At 55.6% G+C, this 14,982-nt stretch carries 13 protein-coding genes and 2 pseudogenes; 1 reads left to right on the forward strand and 14 read right to left on the reverse strand.

Going from position 1 to position 14,982, the window contains the following annotated elements; translation table 11 throughout:
- The 5 genes and pseudogenes from FS819_RS24105 to FS819_RS24125 form a co-directional block, all read right to left on the reverse strand.
- Positions 1–1,005, reverse strand: coding sequence for an ABC transporter permease (locus FS819_RS24105; RefSeq protein WP_156550010.1), 1,005 nt, complete (start codon positions 1,003–1,005; stop codon positions 1–3).
- Positions 1,002–1,817, reverse strand: coding sequence for an ATP-binding cassette domain-containing protein (locus FS819_RS24110; protein WP_015918550.1), 816 nt, complete (start codon positions 1,815–1,817; stop codon positions 1,002–1,004). Before FS819_RS24110 ends, FS819_RS24105 begins: the two co-directional genes overlap by 4 nt.
- Positions 1,814–2,770, reverse strand: coding sequence for a substrate-binding domain-containing protein (locus FS819_RS24115; RefSeq protein WP_156550011.1), 957 nt, complete (start codon positions 2,768–2,770; stop codon positions 1,814–1,816). The genes FS819_RS24110 and FS819_RS24115 overlap by 4 nt, the downstream gene beginning before the upstream one ends.
- A 37-nt stretch (positions 2,771–2,807) precedes the next feature.
- Positions 2,808–3,827 (reverse strand): LacI family DNA-binding transcriptional regulator, encoded by a 1,020-nt coding sequence (locus FS819_RS24120; protein WP_156550012.1) that lies wholly within the window; start codon positions 3,825–3,827, stop codon positions 2,808–2,810.
- A 259-nt stretch (positions 3,828–4,086) separates the two neighbouring features.
- A pseudogene (locus FS819_RS24125) lies at positions 4,087–4,305 on the reverse strand (IS6 family transposase); the annotation flags it as partial.
- 56 nt (positions 4,306–4,361) lie between these two features.
- Here FS819_RS24125 and FS819_RS24130 point away from each other — a divergent pair.
- Positions 4,362–4,966, forward strand: a pseudogene (locus FS819_RS24130) (IS6 family transposase).
- 184 nt (positions 4,967–5,150) lie between these two features.
- Here FS819_RS24130 and FS819_RS24135 read toward each other — a convergent pair.
- The 9 genes from FS819_RS24135 to catA all read right to left on the reverse strand — a co-directional run bounded on the left by FS819_RS24135 (position 5,151) and on the right by catA (position 14,919).
- A complete protein-coding gene (locus tag FS819_RS24135) occupies positions 5,151–6,281 on the reverse strand; it encodes an NAD(P)-dependent alcohol dehydrogenase (RefSeq protein ID WP_156550013.1) in 1,131 nt (376 codons plus the stop codon).
- Between the two features lie 32 nt (positions 6,282–6,313).
- Complete coding sequence (locus FS819_RS24140; RefSeq protein ID WP_156629823.1) at positions 6,314–7,780, reverse strand: benzaldehyde dehydrogenase; 1,467 nt, start codon at positions 7,778–7,780, stop codon at positions 6,314–6,316.
- Between the two features lie 72 nt (positions 7,781–7,852).
- A complete protein-coding gene (gene pcaD / locus FS819_RS24145) occupies positions 7,853–8,635 on the reverse strand; it encodes a 3-oxoadipate enol-lactonase (protein WP_156550015.1) in 783 nt (260 codons plus the stop codon).
- 54 nt (positions 8,636–8,689) lie between these two features.
- Positions 8,690–10,021, reverse strand: a complete 1,332-nt coding sequence (locus FS819_RS24150; protein WP_156550016.1) for an MFS transporter — start codon at positions 10,019–10,021, stop codon at positions 8,690–8,692.
- 140 nt (positions 10,022–10,161) lie between these two features.
- Positions 10,162–10,950, reverse strand: coding sequence for a benzoate diol dehydrogenase BenD (benD, locus tag FS819_RS24155; protein ID WP_156550017.1), 789 nt, complete (start codon positions 10,948–10,950; stop codon positions 10,162–10,164).
- On the reverse strand, positions 10,947–11,969 hold the full coding sequence (gene benC / locus FS819_RS24160) for a benzoate 1,2-dioxygenase electron transfer component BenC (protein WP_156550018.1): 1,023 nt from the start codon (positions 11,967–11,969) through the stop codon (positions 10,947–10,949). The genes benD and benC overlap by 4 nt, the downstream gene beginning before the upstream one ends.
- Before the next feature lie 33 nt (positions 11,970–12,002).
- Positions 12,003–12,491 (reverse strand): benzoate 1,2-dioxygenase small subunit, encoded by a 489-nt coding sequence (benB, locus tag FS819_RS24165; RefSeq protein ID WP_156550019.1) that lies wholly within the window; start codon positions 12,489–12,491, stop codon positions 12,003–12,005.
- Positions 12,488–13,846, reverse strand: coding sequence for a Rieske 2Fe-2S domain-containing protein (locus FS819_RS24170; RefSeq protein ID WP_156550020.1), 1,359 nt, complete (start codon positions 13,844–13,846; stop codon positions 12,488–12,490). Before FS819_RS24170 ends, benB begins: the two co-directional genes overlap by 4 nt.
- A gap of 134 nt (positions 13,847–13,980) precedes the next feature.
- Positions 13,981–14,919, reverse strand: coding sequence for a catechol 1,2-dioxygenase (gene catA / locus FS819_RS24175; protein WP_156550021.1), 939 nt, complete (start codon positions 14,917–14,919; stop codon positions 13,981–13,983).
- Positions 14,920–14,982: the final 63 nt, after the last annotated feature.

The following is a 14,982-nucleotide window of genomic DNA, read 5'->3' on the forward strand; positions in this document are numbered from 1 at the left end:
TCACCCCTTCTTCGCTGCGCCAAAGCGGAAGTTAGCGGAAAATATCCGGGTGTTCAGCCAGATCGCCACCAGAATGATCGCACCCGTGACAATCTGCGTGAAAAACGGCGAGATATGCATGAGAATGAGGCCGTTGCCGATCACCGCAATGGTCATGGTGCCCAGCAGCGTTCCCAGCATCGTGCCGCGCCCGCCCGTCAGCGACGTGCCACCCAGAACCACGGCAGCGATCACCTGCAATTCAAACCCGACGGCGGCATTGGAGGAGCCGGAGCCAAGACGGGCCGCAATCAACAGGCCAGCAAGGGCGCAAGCCACCCCGGACACCAGATAGACAGAGGCGACTATCCACTTGGCTGGCATGCCCACCCGGCGCGCCGCTTCCAGATTGGAGCCGACGGCCACCACTTGACGGCCATATTTGGTGGAGGAGACCAACACAAACCCAAAGACTGTCACGGCAATGGCAATCAAGGCCGGAACGGGAAGGCTCACGAATTCGCCACGACCCAGCGTGAAAAAACCCGGCACGTCGTTGATGGGAATGGAATAACCTTGGGTGATGTAGAGCGCCACGCCGCGCAAGATCGAAAGCCCTGCCAGCGTGACGATAAAGGCCGGAATGCCCTGATAGGCAATGAACCAACCCTGGATCAGGCCAATCACGCCGCCCAGCACCAGCATGAGCAGCACGGCCAAGGGCCATGACAGGCCGGTTGCCAGCACAATGGCCACCGTTGCATTGATCAGTGCCACCAGCGAGCCAACGGAAAGATCAATACCGCCGGTAACAATCACCAGTGTCATGGCAACGGCAACAATCAGAATGGGGGCAGCTTGTCGCACAACATTGAGAATATTGCCGAGCGTCAAAAACGTATCGGTTGTGACGGAGAAGAACACCATGCAGGCAAAGAAGAAAATCGCAATCGACAGAACCTGAGCATTTTCGGTGATAAAGTCAGCGAAGGGCGAGCCTTTGGCCCGTTCAGTATAGGCGGTCAATGTCTTTCCCCCCCGACGATCAATTTCACCAGATCTTCAAGGTTGGTGCTGCCAATCTGGCGTTCTGCCACTTTCGTACCCTCATACATTACAGCAATGCGGTCGCAGACGCGAAACAGGTCCTGCAAGCGATGGGTGATCAACACCACGGAAACGCCTCTGGCTTTGACCCGATTGATCAGTGCCAGCACCGCTTCCACTTCCGCGACGGCCAGCGCCGAGGTTGGCTCATCCATGATCAGCACTTTGGGATTGAACGACGCCGCACGGGCAATGGCAATCGCCTGCCGCTGGCCGCCCGACAATTTCTCGACCTTGGCGGTGAGGCGCGGAATGCGGATTTCCAGCGCATCCAGCATCTTGCGGGCTTCCACCAGCATCCGGGCGCGATCCAGAAACGGGCCTTTGGTCAATTCCCGGCCCAGAAACAGATTGCCCACCACATCAATATGGTCGCACAGGCTCAAATCCTGAAACACCATTTCGATATTGCGCGAGCGCGCCTCAGCGGGACCGGAAAACCGAACCGCCTCGCCATCCAGCGTGATGGTGCCATCATCCGGGATATAGGTGCCGGAGATCACTTTGGTGAGCGTTGATTTCCCCGCCGCATTGTCGCCAACCAGCCCTAAGCATTCGCCGGGAAACAGATCGAGATCAACGCCACGCAGCGCCTGATGCGAGCCAAAGGTTTTGCGGATACCACGAAGCGAAATCCGGGGTTCACGCGCACCGCCTTCTCCGGGTTGCCGGGGGAGATCAACTCCCCCGGCTCCAGGGACAGCGGTTGGGAGCTGTCCACCGGAAATCATTTGAACACGGCCCGGTAAGGCTCAACATTGGCCTTGGTGACAATGGTAACCGGCACAGCAATGGTCTTTTCAACCTTGCCGCCGTCCGAAATGGTCTTCAGAGCTTTCACAGCCGTTTCACCCATGGCAGCAGGGTCCTGCTGGATCACTGCTGCGACATAACCGGCGTCAATGCCGGCAATGGCCTGAGCGGTCAGGTCCCAGCCGAACACTTTGATGCTGTCCTGCTTGCTCTGGCTTTGCACGGCGGCTACGGCACCCAGCAGCGCTGGCTCGCCCGTGGCATAGATTGCGGTCATGTCAGGGTTGCCGGTGATCAGGTTTTCAGCCGCTGCCAGCGCATTGTCCTGAACGTTCTGGCCATCAACCACACCTGCCGACGTGATGCCGGAGACGCCCTTGATGGTGTCTTCAAAGCCCTTCTGGCGGATATTCTGGATGAAGGAGTTCAGCGCGCCGACAACGCCCAGCTTGGCTTTGCCACCCATGTCCTTCTTGACGTAATCGACGAAGAATTTGCCAATATCGGCACCCGCCTTGGCGTTATCGACGCCGATCTGTGCCTTCTGGGGGCCAGCAGGCAGAATGCTGTCGATGGCGACCACCGGAATGCCTGCATCGGCGGCCTGTTTGACCGCAGGCATGATGCCGTTGACATCAATAGCGACGACGGCAATGCCGTCCACCTTCTGCTGAATATAGGTCTCGATGGCACTGTTTTGGGCCGCAGGGTCATTGTTGGCATTGAAGATTACCAGTTTTGCGCCAGCGGCATCAGCGGCCTTCTGAGCACCCTGATTGATCTGGTTGAAAAACAGTGCCTGTTGATTGATCTGCACCAGCGCAAAGGTTTTTTGCGCGGCATTGGCAATTCCTGCTGTCAGGCAAAGGCCGGCGAGGGCCGTGACAGCCAAGGCTGCATTGATGGTTCTACGTGTGAAAGTCCGGGTCATCATTCCATCCTCTGGTTAGGTTTGCCCATTGCTTTTGTTATTTCGCAGGCGGTGCAACGGAGTTCCGCACGACGATTTCCACTGGCAGCAATTCCTCCGATGCTTTCGCAGGCTGTTGCCAATCCGTATCGAGAAGCAGCGAAAGAGCGCGGCTTCCCATTCCCCGCACCGGCTGACGGATGGCCGTCAACGGCGGGGCAAAAAGATGCAAAGGTCCAACATCATCGAAGCCGATGACCGAAATCTGCTCAGGAATGGAGATCCCTTCCGCTCGCAGCACTTCAATGACGCCGATGGCGATTTCGTCTGAACTGGCGAAAATTGCGGTCGCCTCGCGGCCTCCCTCGAGAAAACGCCGCGCTGCCTGTCTGCCAAACTCGGCGGTGTAATCGCCGCAGTAGCGCTCAATCACTGCATTCTCACCATGCTTGGCACGCATGGCGGTTTCAAAGCCTATAAAGCGGCGCTCGGTGCTGATCATCACATCCGGCCCGCCGATGTAGAGAACATGGCTATGGCCAAAACCGGCCAGATGCTGCCCAGCCAGTTCTCCGCCTTGCCGGTTGTCACAAAACAGCTTTGGCACGGTCGCATCCGGCACGTCTTCATCGACCACAACCACTTTTCCGGTGCGATTGATGATCGCCGCCAGTTCACCCTGGTCAGGGTGATTGGTGATAAAGATCAGGCCATCCACATGGTTGCGCTCCAGCAGACTGAGATATGCCATTTCGCGGCCCGGGCGGTTTAGCGTGGCATAGAGTGACAGCGCCAAACCGCGCAGATCTGCTTCCTCTTCAACGGCGGCCACCAGAGTTGCAAAGAACGGATTGGCAATATCCGGCACCACAAGACCGATGGTGTCCGAACGGCCACGGCTGAGACGTCTTGCATGCGGATTTGGCTGATATTTGAGCGCGACAATGGCGTCTTCAATCCGCTTGCGCGTCTCGCCAGGAAGATCGAGCGAGCCATTCAGCATGCGCGACACGGTGGTCACCGACACGCCAGCGGCGGCGGCAACATCCTTTAGCCCAGTGACCCGTTCTTTGACCATATCCACCCTGTAAAGCGGTTTAGTAAAACGCTTTACAAAGTTCACATAGCCATGCGCTTTTTGTCAAGCAACCATAAGACTATTTTTTAATCGGCGGCGAATGTCGCATAAAATGTAAGCGACAAATTCTATCTATCGTTTCAATGCACACCCTTTTATGGCGGTAAAATCCGGGGTGGCGTCGACTTAATTTACAATCTGAGAAGGGTGGCGTCGCCTTAACCGAGCACAGCACGCGATCGTCGCTTCGGCGTGAATATCACACTTTGATCGACAAGGCGATCTCACGCCAGGTGCTGCTGGCGTGAGCGCGGAGTTGGCGATGATCGGCGGCGGTCAGGTGTTTTCGATGAAGATGGAAAAGATTGGCAATCTGACTGTGGGTTGAGACGAAACGCTGGCATTGCCGCGCCGACTTGAACCGCATCATGCGTCGCTCTCGTCGTCGCACGGGAGGGTGAGAATTCTCGACGTGGTTGCAAAAATTCCGATGATGCTCAAAAAAGACGCTGGTAATTTTTAGCGAGATTTTTGATTGGCGATTTTAAGTGGCGTCATTTCCGGGGTGAAATCATTCTTTGGGCAGTTCGCTGGTATTGCCGCTATGGGGTGAGCTACCGTGATCTTGAACAGATGATGGCTGAAAGGGGCGTGCTGGTCGACCATTCCACGATCTATCGCTGGGTTCAGAAATTTGCGCCCGAGATTGAGCCAAGAGATTCCTAGGCAAGGCGCTGAACGGCCTGAAGGATTGGGAAAAGCCAACGGTCATCAACACCGACAAGGCACCAACCTATGGGATCGCGATCGCAGAACTGAAGGCCAATGGCAAATGCCCAAAAGAGTTGGTCCATCGGCAGGTCAAGTATCTGAACAATGTTGTCGAGGCCGATCATGGTAAGCTGAAACAACTGATCAGACCCGTGAGAGGATTCAAGACGTTGAAAACGGCCTATGCTACGATCAAGGGATTCGAGGTGATGCGGGCTTTACGCAAGGGGCAGGCTGCGATTTTCAACCTGACCGGCGATATCCGTGGTGAAGCTCGCATCGTTGAACGGGCTTTTGGCGTCGGACCGGGCGCTCTCACGGAAGCCGTGGCACTGCTCGCCCAGAATCTCGAAAGTCAGTCCGCTTGACAAAGTACATTAGGGAATTTCGTTGCTATTTGAAATCTTTGCAACAGAGCCCTGAGCCGTCCCGAGTTCAGGCGCGTTGCATGAACAATCCAAAGGGTAGAGTTATCTCGCCCAAAGTCTGATTCCTGCAACGCTGCCCCTCTTTCGCATGCTCTCGTTGATATCCGCAGAGCCGTGAAAAATATCAAGCACCCGGCATGCGCAAGATTGCCTTCAGTGTCACACCGCTTTCACTGTCTTTTACCGCCTGATTAATGTCGGCCAGAGGATAGAACTTGACCAGTTTATCAAAGGGGAAGCGTCCCTGACGATGAAGCTCTACCAGTTGCGGAATAAAGATTTTTGGCACACTGTCGCCTTCCACAATGCCACGAATGCTGCGCCCGTTGAGCAGTAGGGTGTTGACATCAAACTCGGCCTTGGTGCCAAGTTTTGGCGCGCCGACCACACCAATCATCCCCAACAGGCCAAGTGTTTCAATGCCTTGCGCCAGAACCTCAGGGCGACCTGTGGATTCGAGCGCAAAATTGACGCCGGTTCCGGTGATGTCTCTGATGGCCTCGACCATATCCTGTTCACGGCTGTTGACCACATGGGTCGCGCCGAGTTCCAAGGCAAGCTGAAGGCGCGATGGCACCACATCAACGGCGATAATGGTGGTGGCACCTACAATTCGGGCGGCCATAATGGCGCTGAGGCCAACGGCACCCGCACCAAAGCTGACAAAGCTTGATCCCGCTGTGACCCTCAGCGCGTTGATCACCGCGCCGGCACCCGTCTGGATGCCGCAGCCAAGCGGGCCGAGAAGATCAAGCGGCGCGTCCTTCGACACTTTCACTGTATTGTTCTCTTCTGCGAGCGCATAGGTGGCGAAAGAAGACTGCGCGAAAAAGTGGTCGTGCAACGGTTTTCCGTCTGCATCGCGGATGGCGGTGTCGCCATTGGCATCGGTTCCGCCAAAGTTGCGCCCATAAAAATGGGTGCAATAGGCACCATGGCCTTCGGTGCAACTGTTGCAATGGCCGCAGGCCCCATAGGTCAGCACCACATGATCGCCCGGTTGAATGGTTTTAACATGCGGCCCGACCTTTTCGACAATACCAGACCCTTCATGGCCCAGCACCGCAGGCAGTGGCACGGGATAATATTGGTCGCGCACGATGAGATCGGTGTGGCACAGGCCGGTGGCAACAACCCGCACCAGCACTTCGCTTCCCTGTGGGTCGCGAATATCACCCTTTTCAATGGTAAAGGCCGCCCCTTGGGCGCGGGTGACGGCGGCGGTGATTTCGGTGCATTGAATTCTCAGGTTCATAATAGTCTCCTCCCATAACAATAAGCAATCTATCAAAGTGGATAGGCAGGCGCATCAGCCTTGATGGTGACCCACTGCCATTGTGTGAACTCCTCCCAATTCGCAGGCCCGCCGATGCTGGTACCATTGCCCGATGCACCAACGCCACCAAAAGGATTAATGACTTCATCATTCACCGTTGCATCATTGATATGCAGCAGACCCACATTGAGCCGCTCGCCAATGGCCAGTGCGCGGCCAATGGAGCGCGACACGATGGCACCCGACAGGCCGTAATCGGTATCATTGGCAAGGGCGATGGCGTCTTCGTCCTTATCAAACACCGTCACCACGGCGACCGGGCCGAAGATTTCCTCATGGAAGGCCGGATTATCGCGGCTCACGCCTGCAAGAACCGTGGGTTGGAAATACAGCCCGTCATGGCCGCCGCCTGTGACCACTTCAGCACCACCGGCAACGGCCGCATCAACGATACGCGCCGCATGATCAAGCTGGGCTTGGTTGATCAAAGGCCCAAGCGCCACTTGCCCGCTGGCCGGATCGCCCGATGGCATGGCGCTCGCATGTTCCGCAAGCTTGCGGATAAACTCTTTTGCGATGCCGGATTGCACCAAAATACGACCGGCCGACATGCAGATCTGCCCTTGATGGAGATAGGTGCTCCAAACCGCATTTTTTACGGCAAGATCCAGATCGGCGTCATCCAAAACGATGAAGGAGTTTTTACCGCCAAGCTCCAGCGATACTTTTTTGAGATTACGCCCTGCGGCCTCACCAACTTTGCGGCCTGCCGTGGTTGAGCCGGTAAACTGGATCATGCCAATATCGGGCGCATCACACAGGGCGGCCCCGGCTGCCCCATCGCCGGGCAATACTGATAGAATACCTGCGGGCAGGCCTGCTTCTTCAAACAACCGTGCAATCACATGGCCACCGCAAATGGCAGTGCGTGGATCGGGCTTTAAAACCACGCCATTGCCCACAGCTAAGGCAGGGGCAACCGCGCGCATGGCAAGATATAGGGGGAAATTAAAGGGCGAAATCACCCCGACGACGCCAATTGCACGACGGCGAGCGAGGTTAAGTCGGCCCGGCTGGGTCGGCAAAACCTGACCCGCTGCTTGCGATGGCATGGCAGACGCCTCATACAGCGCCTTAATCGTCAGGGCGACTTCAAAACCCGCCTTAGGTGCGATTGAGCCGGATTCGCGCACGATCCAGTCAACAATCTCATCGCGATTGTTTTCTGCTATGCGGGCGGCGTTGCGCAATATTTCGGCGCGCTGCTCATAGGGTGTTGCGGCCCATGCAGGTTGAACCTTGCGGGCCGTGGCCGCTGCCCCAACAATGTCTTGCGCTGTCGCCATGGCAATCTGGCCGAGTGTTTTGCCGGTTGCCGTCTCAACACTGTCTTGTACCTTGCTCAAGCTTTTCCAGCCGCCGTCAAAGGCAACTCCTGTGAGATGCTCTGGATTGATGAAGGGTATGGATGAGGTCATTGCGGTTTACTCCCTATGGATTTCCAGAATGATTTCGATGCAAGCAAACAGAAATCAATCATGAATTGTGGATCAAGCGGACAGGAATGCGATGATGGTCGCGTTGAATGCATCCGTCGCTTCGATATTGATAATATGCCGACCGGGCAGAGACACATGCTGTCCGTGCTGCACACCATCGGCGATGGCTTGCAGATCGGCGGGTGGGCAAACGGAATCATCGTCGCCAGAAATTGCCAATAGCGGGTTGGTGATCTTGCCAAGCTGATCTGTGAGGTCGGCGTCTCCAAGTGCTGCACAGCAGCCAATGTAGGCATCAGCGGAAACCGCGACAAAGCGGGTTAGAATATCTTGCACAATCGCGGGCTTGGCCGTGGCGAAGGCTGGGCTAAACCAGCGTTCAGCTGTGCCAGCGGTAATATGGCCAAGGCCATTTTCCCGCACCAATGTGATACGGGCGTTCCAGCCCTCTTTGGTGCCAATTTTGGCAGCGGTGGCACAAACAATGATCTTGCCCAGCCGTTCGCTTGCGTGGATACCAAGCCATTGCCCGGTGAGCCCGCCAATCGACAGGCCGCAAAAATCGGTGCGCTCAATAGCAAGCGCATCGAGCAAAGCAATCACGTCTCCACCAAGGTCGCTTAACGCATAAGGCGACGGCGGCGCGCTGGATAAGCCATGCCCCCGGCGATCATAGCGCAAAATGCAATAATGCTCCGATAGCGCTTCAACTTGCGCATCCCAAGCGTGAAGGTCAGTTCCCAGTGAATTGCAAAAAGTGAGCCAGGGCTTATCCCCTGGCGCACCATCAATGCGGTAATGAAGGCGATATCCCGGGCGCTCAAGAAAGGTCATGATCCGTATTCCTTTGGTTTTGAGAGATATTCGCACCGGGCATCGCGGTTGCGATCATGCGGTTGCGAGCACCACGGCTTTGGTTTTTCGAGCATTGCTGATGGCAAAGACCACCATGGCCAAAGCTGCGACCGCTGCGGGGATTGCGAAAATCAGGAAGTTTTGCTGCAAAGGCAGTTGCAGTGCCAAAAGGGTTCCGCCGAGCGTCGGTCCAACAATGGCACCAATTCTGCCAACGCCGGACGCCCACCCAAGACCCGTCGAGCGAATGGAAAGATTGTAAAGCTGTGCGACGCTGGCATAGAGCAAGATCTGCGTGCCAATGGTTGCGGCCCCAGCCACAAACACCATCAGAAACAAGATTGTTGAGGGCGGGTTATAGCCAATCAGGGCAATGGAGACCGCTGCGGCAATAAAAAAGCCAACGACCACTTTGGGCAGTCCGAAACGGTCACCCAGCCAGCCACCCACAATTGCGCCTGCCATGCCGCCAAAATTAAGCGAGAACAGGCTGAGGAGGCTTGCCTTTTCTGCATAACCGGCCTCCTGCAACACTTTCGGCAGCCACGAAGAAAGCAAATACACCAGCAGCAAGCAGCAGAAAAACGCGACCCACAGCATGAGCGTGCTCAACGTGCGCTGATGGCGAAACAGCTCAGTCACCGAGGTTGAGGTACTCTTGGTTTCGCTAAAAACCAGCGTATCGTCAGCTTCCAGCGCCGTCTTGGGATAAAGCTTTGCGTAGATGCGCTTTGCTTTGTCCTGTTGGCCTTGGCGAAGAAGAAACCCAATGGATTCCGGCAGTTGCCACACAATAAGCGGCAGAAGCAACAAAGGCACTGCGGCTGCGAAGAACATCGGCTGCCATCCATACTGCGGGATCAGGCCAATGCCAAGACCAGCAGCGACCATACCGCCAACCGAATAGCCAGAGAACATCAGCGCCACCATGGTGCTGCGTAGACGCTTGGGCGCATATTCATTCATCAGCGCCACAGTGTTGGGCATAAGGCCACCGCAACCAAGGCCCGCAATGAAACGGAAAATCTTGAATTGATCGGGTGAGGTCGCAAATCCGGTCAGAAGCGTCGAGACCGTGAACAGCAAGAAGCTGATTGCAATGCCCTTTTTACGTCCAATACGGTCGGCGAGTTGGCCGAATATAAGAGCACCAAACATCATGCCAAACAGCGCCCACGCTTGCAGCGCACCGGCCTGTGGCTTCGTCAGGCCCCATTCTGCAATCAATGTTGGCAGCACTGTTCCCGCCACAAACACGTCATAACCATCAACAATCAACAGCGTGGCGCATAGCGCAACAATAGCCCATTGAAAGCCCCCGAATGGGCTGGTGTCGATTTTATCATTCACGTCAATTTTGCGCATATTCACTCCTCCCAAAGTGATTTGCACTAGTGTCTGTCAGGTTCAAGTTGAACCAGACAGACACTAGATTTTCTTGTTTTCGTTTGTCTTTTCGGGAAAACCGGGTTCCACTTTTCCCTGACAAACTCTAGGCCGCGGCTTCAGCCCAAATCGCCCCCGGCGACGGGCAGCACGGTGCCTGTGATGTAACTTGCTTCATCTGATGCCAAAAACAGAATGGGTGCGGCCTGTTCTTCAATCGTGCCGTAGCGCTTCATGAAGCTGGATTGCTTCACTTGCTCCACCACCTCCGTCATCCATGCCTTTTCGGCTTCCGTATCACCGCTGCTATTGCGCGGAATGATGCGCGGCGGTGCTTGCGTGCCGCCGGGGGCTGTTGCGACAACACGAATATTATGCTCAGCCAGTTCCATAGCCAGCGATTGGGTTATGGCATTGACGCCGCCTTTGGCCGCCGAATAGGGCACACGATAAATGCCACGCGTGGCATTGGACGACACATTGACAATAGTGCCGCCACCGCGCGCAGACAGATGCGGTATCACCGCATGGCAGCCGTACAGCGTGGGCATCAGAGAGCGGCGAATTTCGGCGTCAATCTGCTCCGGCTCGAACTCCGCAAAGGGCCGCATGCGAATGGCACCGCCGACATTGTTGATCAGAATGTCGATGCCGCCAAATGTGTCTGCGGCAAAGCGCATGGCCTTGGCCGCACCGTCATAGGTTTCCAGATCAACCCTGATCGCAGCTGTTTGAGCGCCCTCAACCTCGGCGGCAACGTTTGCGATGAAATCGGCGCGATCAACAAACACAACGCGGCCACCTTCTTGGGCCGCACGCATGGCCACTGCGCGACCAATCCCTTGCGCCGCACCGGTAACAACCAGAACTTTGCCGCTGAAACGGCCAGCAACACCCGCCGTGCTCATGCTGCCACCTTCGTGGTGCTATTGGGCGTAAACTTCTCATAATAGAAGCTGTTTGGCTTTACGCCCTTGTCGTCGAAATAGCTGCGGACCGCATCCACCATGGGCGGAGGGCCGCACAGATAAACATCAACATATCCGCCATTCAGCATGTCCTGAGGCATGTGCTGCGTAACCCAGCCCTTACGCGGATGATTGGTTGCGTCGTCTGCGACCACTGTTGCATAGGTAAAGTTGGGCAACCGTCCGGTAAAGGCCTCTAGCTGATCGACCAGCACCAGATCGAGATCGCGGGTGACGCCGTAAATCAGATGCATTTTTTGCTGTGATTGCTGTTGTGACAGCACTTCGAGCATTGAGAGGAAGGGCGCAAGCCCGGTTCCTCCGGCAAGAAACAGCAGCGTGTTTTGCACATCACGCAGATAAAAGCTGCCGAGCGGTCCTGTTAGGTCAAGCGTCGTGCCAATCTTTGCCTGTTCCAGCCAGGTGCTCATCACGCCGCCCGGAATTTTCTTGATCAGGAAGCTGATGCGGTTTTCGCCGGGCTTTGAGCTGAAGGAGTAGGATCGGCTCTGATTTGATCCCGGCACAGCAATATTGACATATTGGCCGGGAAGAAAAGTGGGGGCTGCGTCCACATCCAGCTCCAGCACAATGGCAGCATCATTGTGAGGAGCTACGCTTGCCACTGTTGCAGAAAAACGCTGCTGCCCGGTTTTGCAGGATGCTGATGTGGTTGGCACGGCAATGACGCAGTCTGATGTTGGCTTCATCTGACAGGTTAGCACCAAACCGCTTTTCGCCTCGTCAGCGGTCAGGGCATCGTCGATAAAGTCATCACCAAGATCGTAAGTGCCGCTTTCAGCGCGGCACTTACAGGTGCCACACACGCCGTCGGAACAGTCCATCGGCAGGTTGATTTTGTTGCGATAAGCAGCATCGAGAACCTTTTCGTCGTCCTTACAGGTGATGAAGCGGGTCACGCCGTCTTCGAAATTCAATGCAATTTTGTAGTCGGTCATAGAACCCTCCTGATCCGCTCAGTTCAAACCCCATCAGATGTGATAGATGTCGATCACCTGCCGGATGTAATCATTCTTCAACACGATCTTCTTGCTGGCGATCAGCAGTGCATCACCGCTCTGGCGCAAGGTGACGAAGGTGGTGCCAAAAAACTGGTCAGTGACTTTGTAGCGGTGGTTCAACGTGAGGAAATTGTAACGCACATCAACTTCATCGCCCCGATCCGCCAACACTTCGACATTGGTGACGTTGTGGCTGGTGCGCGGCTCCGGCGTTGAGGCGCTGGAACGCTCGGTTTGAATGCGAAACACCCGGTCTTCCAACCCGTCACGGTTTGGATAATAGATCAGTGAAATTTGGCTATGCGGATCTTCGGTGATCTGGTCATCATCGTCCCAGGCGGGCATCCAATAGGAGGCGTCTGCGGCATAGCAGGTGAGCCATTCCGCCCATTCCCGATCATCGAGCAGACGGGCCTCGCGGTAGAGAAAGGCGCAAATGGCATGATAGGAAATGCTCATGTGACCACTCCATTTTTTTCCGCAGACAGGGCTTTGCGCATCACATGTGTCCAATATTCATGCTGGCGCACAAACAGGCCTTCGTCTTCGCTGCGCTCACCGGAGAGAAGAGGATTCATGCCCATGCGTTTGGCATTGTCGTCTGGCCCATCAATCCACAGCGGCGCGCCGCGCGACAGGTCATTCCACAGGGCGGCTGTGCCAGCATAGCCCTGTTGGCAGGCCCGGAACTCTTCAAGATCGTCGGCGGTGCCCATGCCGGATACGTTGAAGAAGTCTTCATATTGGCGGATGCGCAACGTGCGGTCTTCTGCACTCTCGCCTTTGGGGGCAAAGCAGAAAATACTGATCTCGGTCTTATCAACGCTGATTGGCCGCGTCACACGGATTTGCGTGCTAAACTGATCCATCAGGAACACATTGGGGTATAGACAAAGATTGCGCGTCTGGTTGATGATGAAATCGGCTTTATCCTCACCAACCCGCGCCTTGATTTCCTCGCGGTGGTTATAGACCGGGCGAACCTCAGGGTTCATGGTTTTGGTCCACAGCAAGATGTGGCCATTTTCAAACCCGTAGACGCCTGCAATCGAGCGGCTCCAGCTGTTGGCATCGACCGCCTTTGTGCCTTCTTCCTTACGCCTGCCCATGGTGGCTGCGTAATTCCAATGCACAGAACTTACGTGATAGCCATCGCAGCCGTTTTCCATCTGCAGTTTCCAATTGCCATCATAGATGTAAGAGGAATTGCCACGCAGAACTTCCAACCCTTCCGGGGCCTGATCAACGATCTGGTCGATAATCACCTTGGTTTCACCAAGGTAATCTTCCAACGATGCCACATCCTCTTCAAGGCTGCCGAACAGGAAGCCGCGATAGCTTTGAAAACGTGGCACGCGCTTGAGATCGTGCGAACCGTCCTTGCCGAACTGTGGCGGATATTGCGTGGTCTTCTCGTCCTTGACCTTTAAAAGCTTGCCCGTATTGGCAAAGGTCCAGCCATGGAACGGGCAGGTGAAGCTGCCCTTATTGCCATGCTTGCGGCGACAGATCATGGCACCGCGATGGGCGCAGGCGTTGATCATGGCATGCAGTTCGCCGGTCTTGTCGCGGGTGACGACAATGGGCTGGCGGCCAATATAGGCCGTATAATAATCGTTGTTGTCAGGAATCTGGCTCTCATGGGCCAGATAGACCCAATTGCTTTCGAAGATGTGCTTCATCTCCAGCTCGAACAGGTCTTCATTGGTAAAGATATCGCGGCGGCAGCGGAAGATCCCAGCGTCCTTGTCGTCCTGCACCGCAGTCGCCAGCAGATGGTCGAGATCTCTCGCTTTGTCGATAATCGCAGACATGATTTATCTCCCAAATAGAGCGTGAAAGGCTCTGACTTTGTATACAAGTCGTTGACGACAATTGTTTCTGTTTGGTGCTTTTGTGTGGCCTCGGCCTGTGCGCTGGCAGCCTTCTAGGCCGCCAGCATTGCCAATCAGGCGGCTGCGCGCTTGCGCTGTTCGTTGATCTGGTTATCAACGCCGTCCACCAAAGACGTCAGATGAATATCAAACTTGATTTCGGCAAAGGGGCCAGACAAGCCATTGGCCTTGATGCTGGCTTCATCGGTGCGTTCAATCACCGGCGGGATCAGGCCATCACGCGTTGCATAGGCAAAATCATCGTTGACCAGCGGATCACCTTCAATGTTGATCTGGGTGGTCAGTTTGCGATGGCCATCGGCACTGACAAAGAAGTGGATATGGGCCGGGCGCTGGCCATGACGGCCAAGGGCTGACAACAGCCGTTCCGTTGGGCTGCCCGGAGGCACGCCATAGCCACTCGGCAGGATGCTCTGGAACTTATAACAGCCCTTGTCGTCGGCAATAATGGTGCGGCGCATGTTGAACTCGGCCTGTTTGCCGGTTGGGTCAAAATGCGAATAGAAACCACGGGTGTCACAGTGCCAGACTTCAACAGTCGCGCCGGGAGCCGGCTTGCCATCGGCACCATGAATGGTTCCGTGCATGATCAGCAGATGACCGTTTTCGTCGGTGCCATCATCCAGACGGGCAAAGCCGGTCGAAACCGGCGCACCAGCCACATAAAGCGGGCCTTCGATGGTGCGTGGCGTTGGGTTTTCAATGCCAAGCGCGGCATCAATCGCATCAAGGCGCTCATCAATGAAATGGTCAAGGCCAAGGCCGGGCGAGATCAGGCCAGCCTGACCGGCAGCACCAATCTCATTCAGCCAGGCAATGCCTGTCCAATATTCATCTGGTGTGATGTTCAACTCGTCAATGGCCTTGAACAGGTCAGACATGATCCGGTAGGTGATCTCTTTCATGCGGGGGCTACCGCCATCTTTATCAAGCCCGCTCAGCGTCTTGAGAAAAGCCTGAATGTCGGGCCGATTAAAGATCTCTACGTTCATTTATTCATCCTCCTCTAGGACTTTTAGAAATCGAGCGCCACTCTCCTTGGCGCTGTTTTGCGG

Origin of the sequence: Allorhizobium sp. Av2, assembly GCF_021462805.2 — a bacterium.
Taxonomy (GTDB): Bacteria; Pseudomonadota; Alphaproteobacteria; order Rhizobiales; family Rhizobiaceae; genus Allorhizobium; species Allorhizobium vitis_G.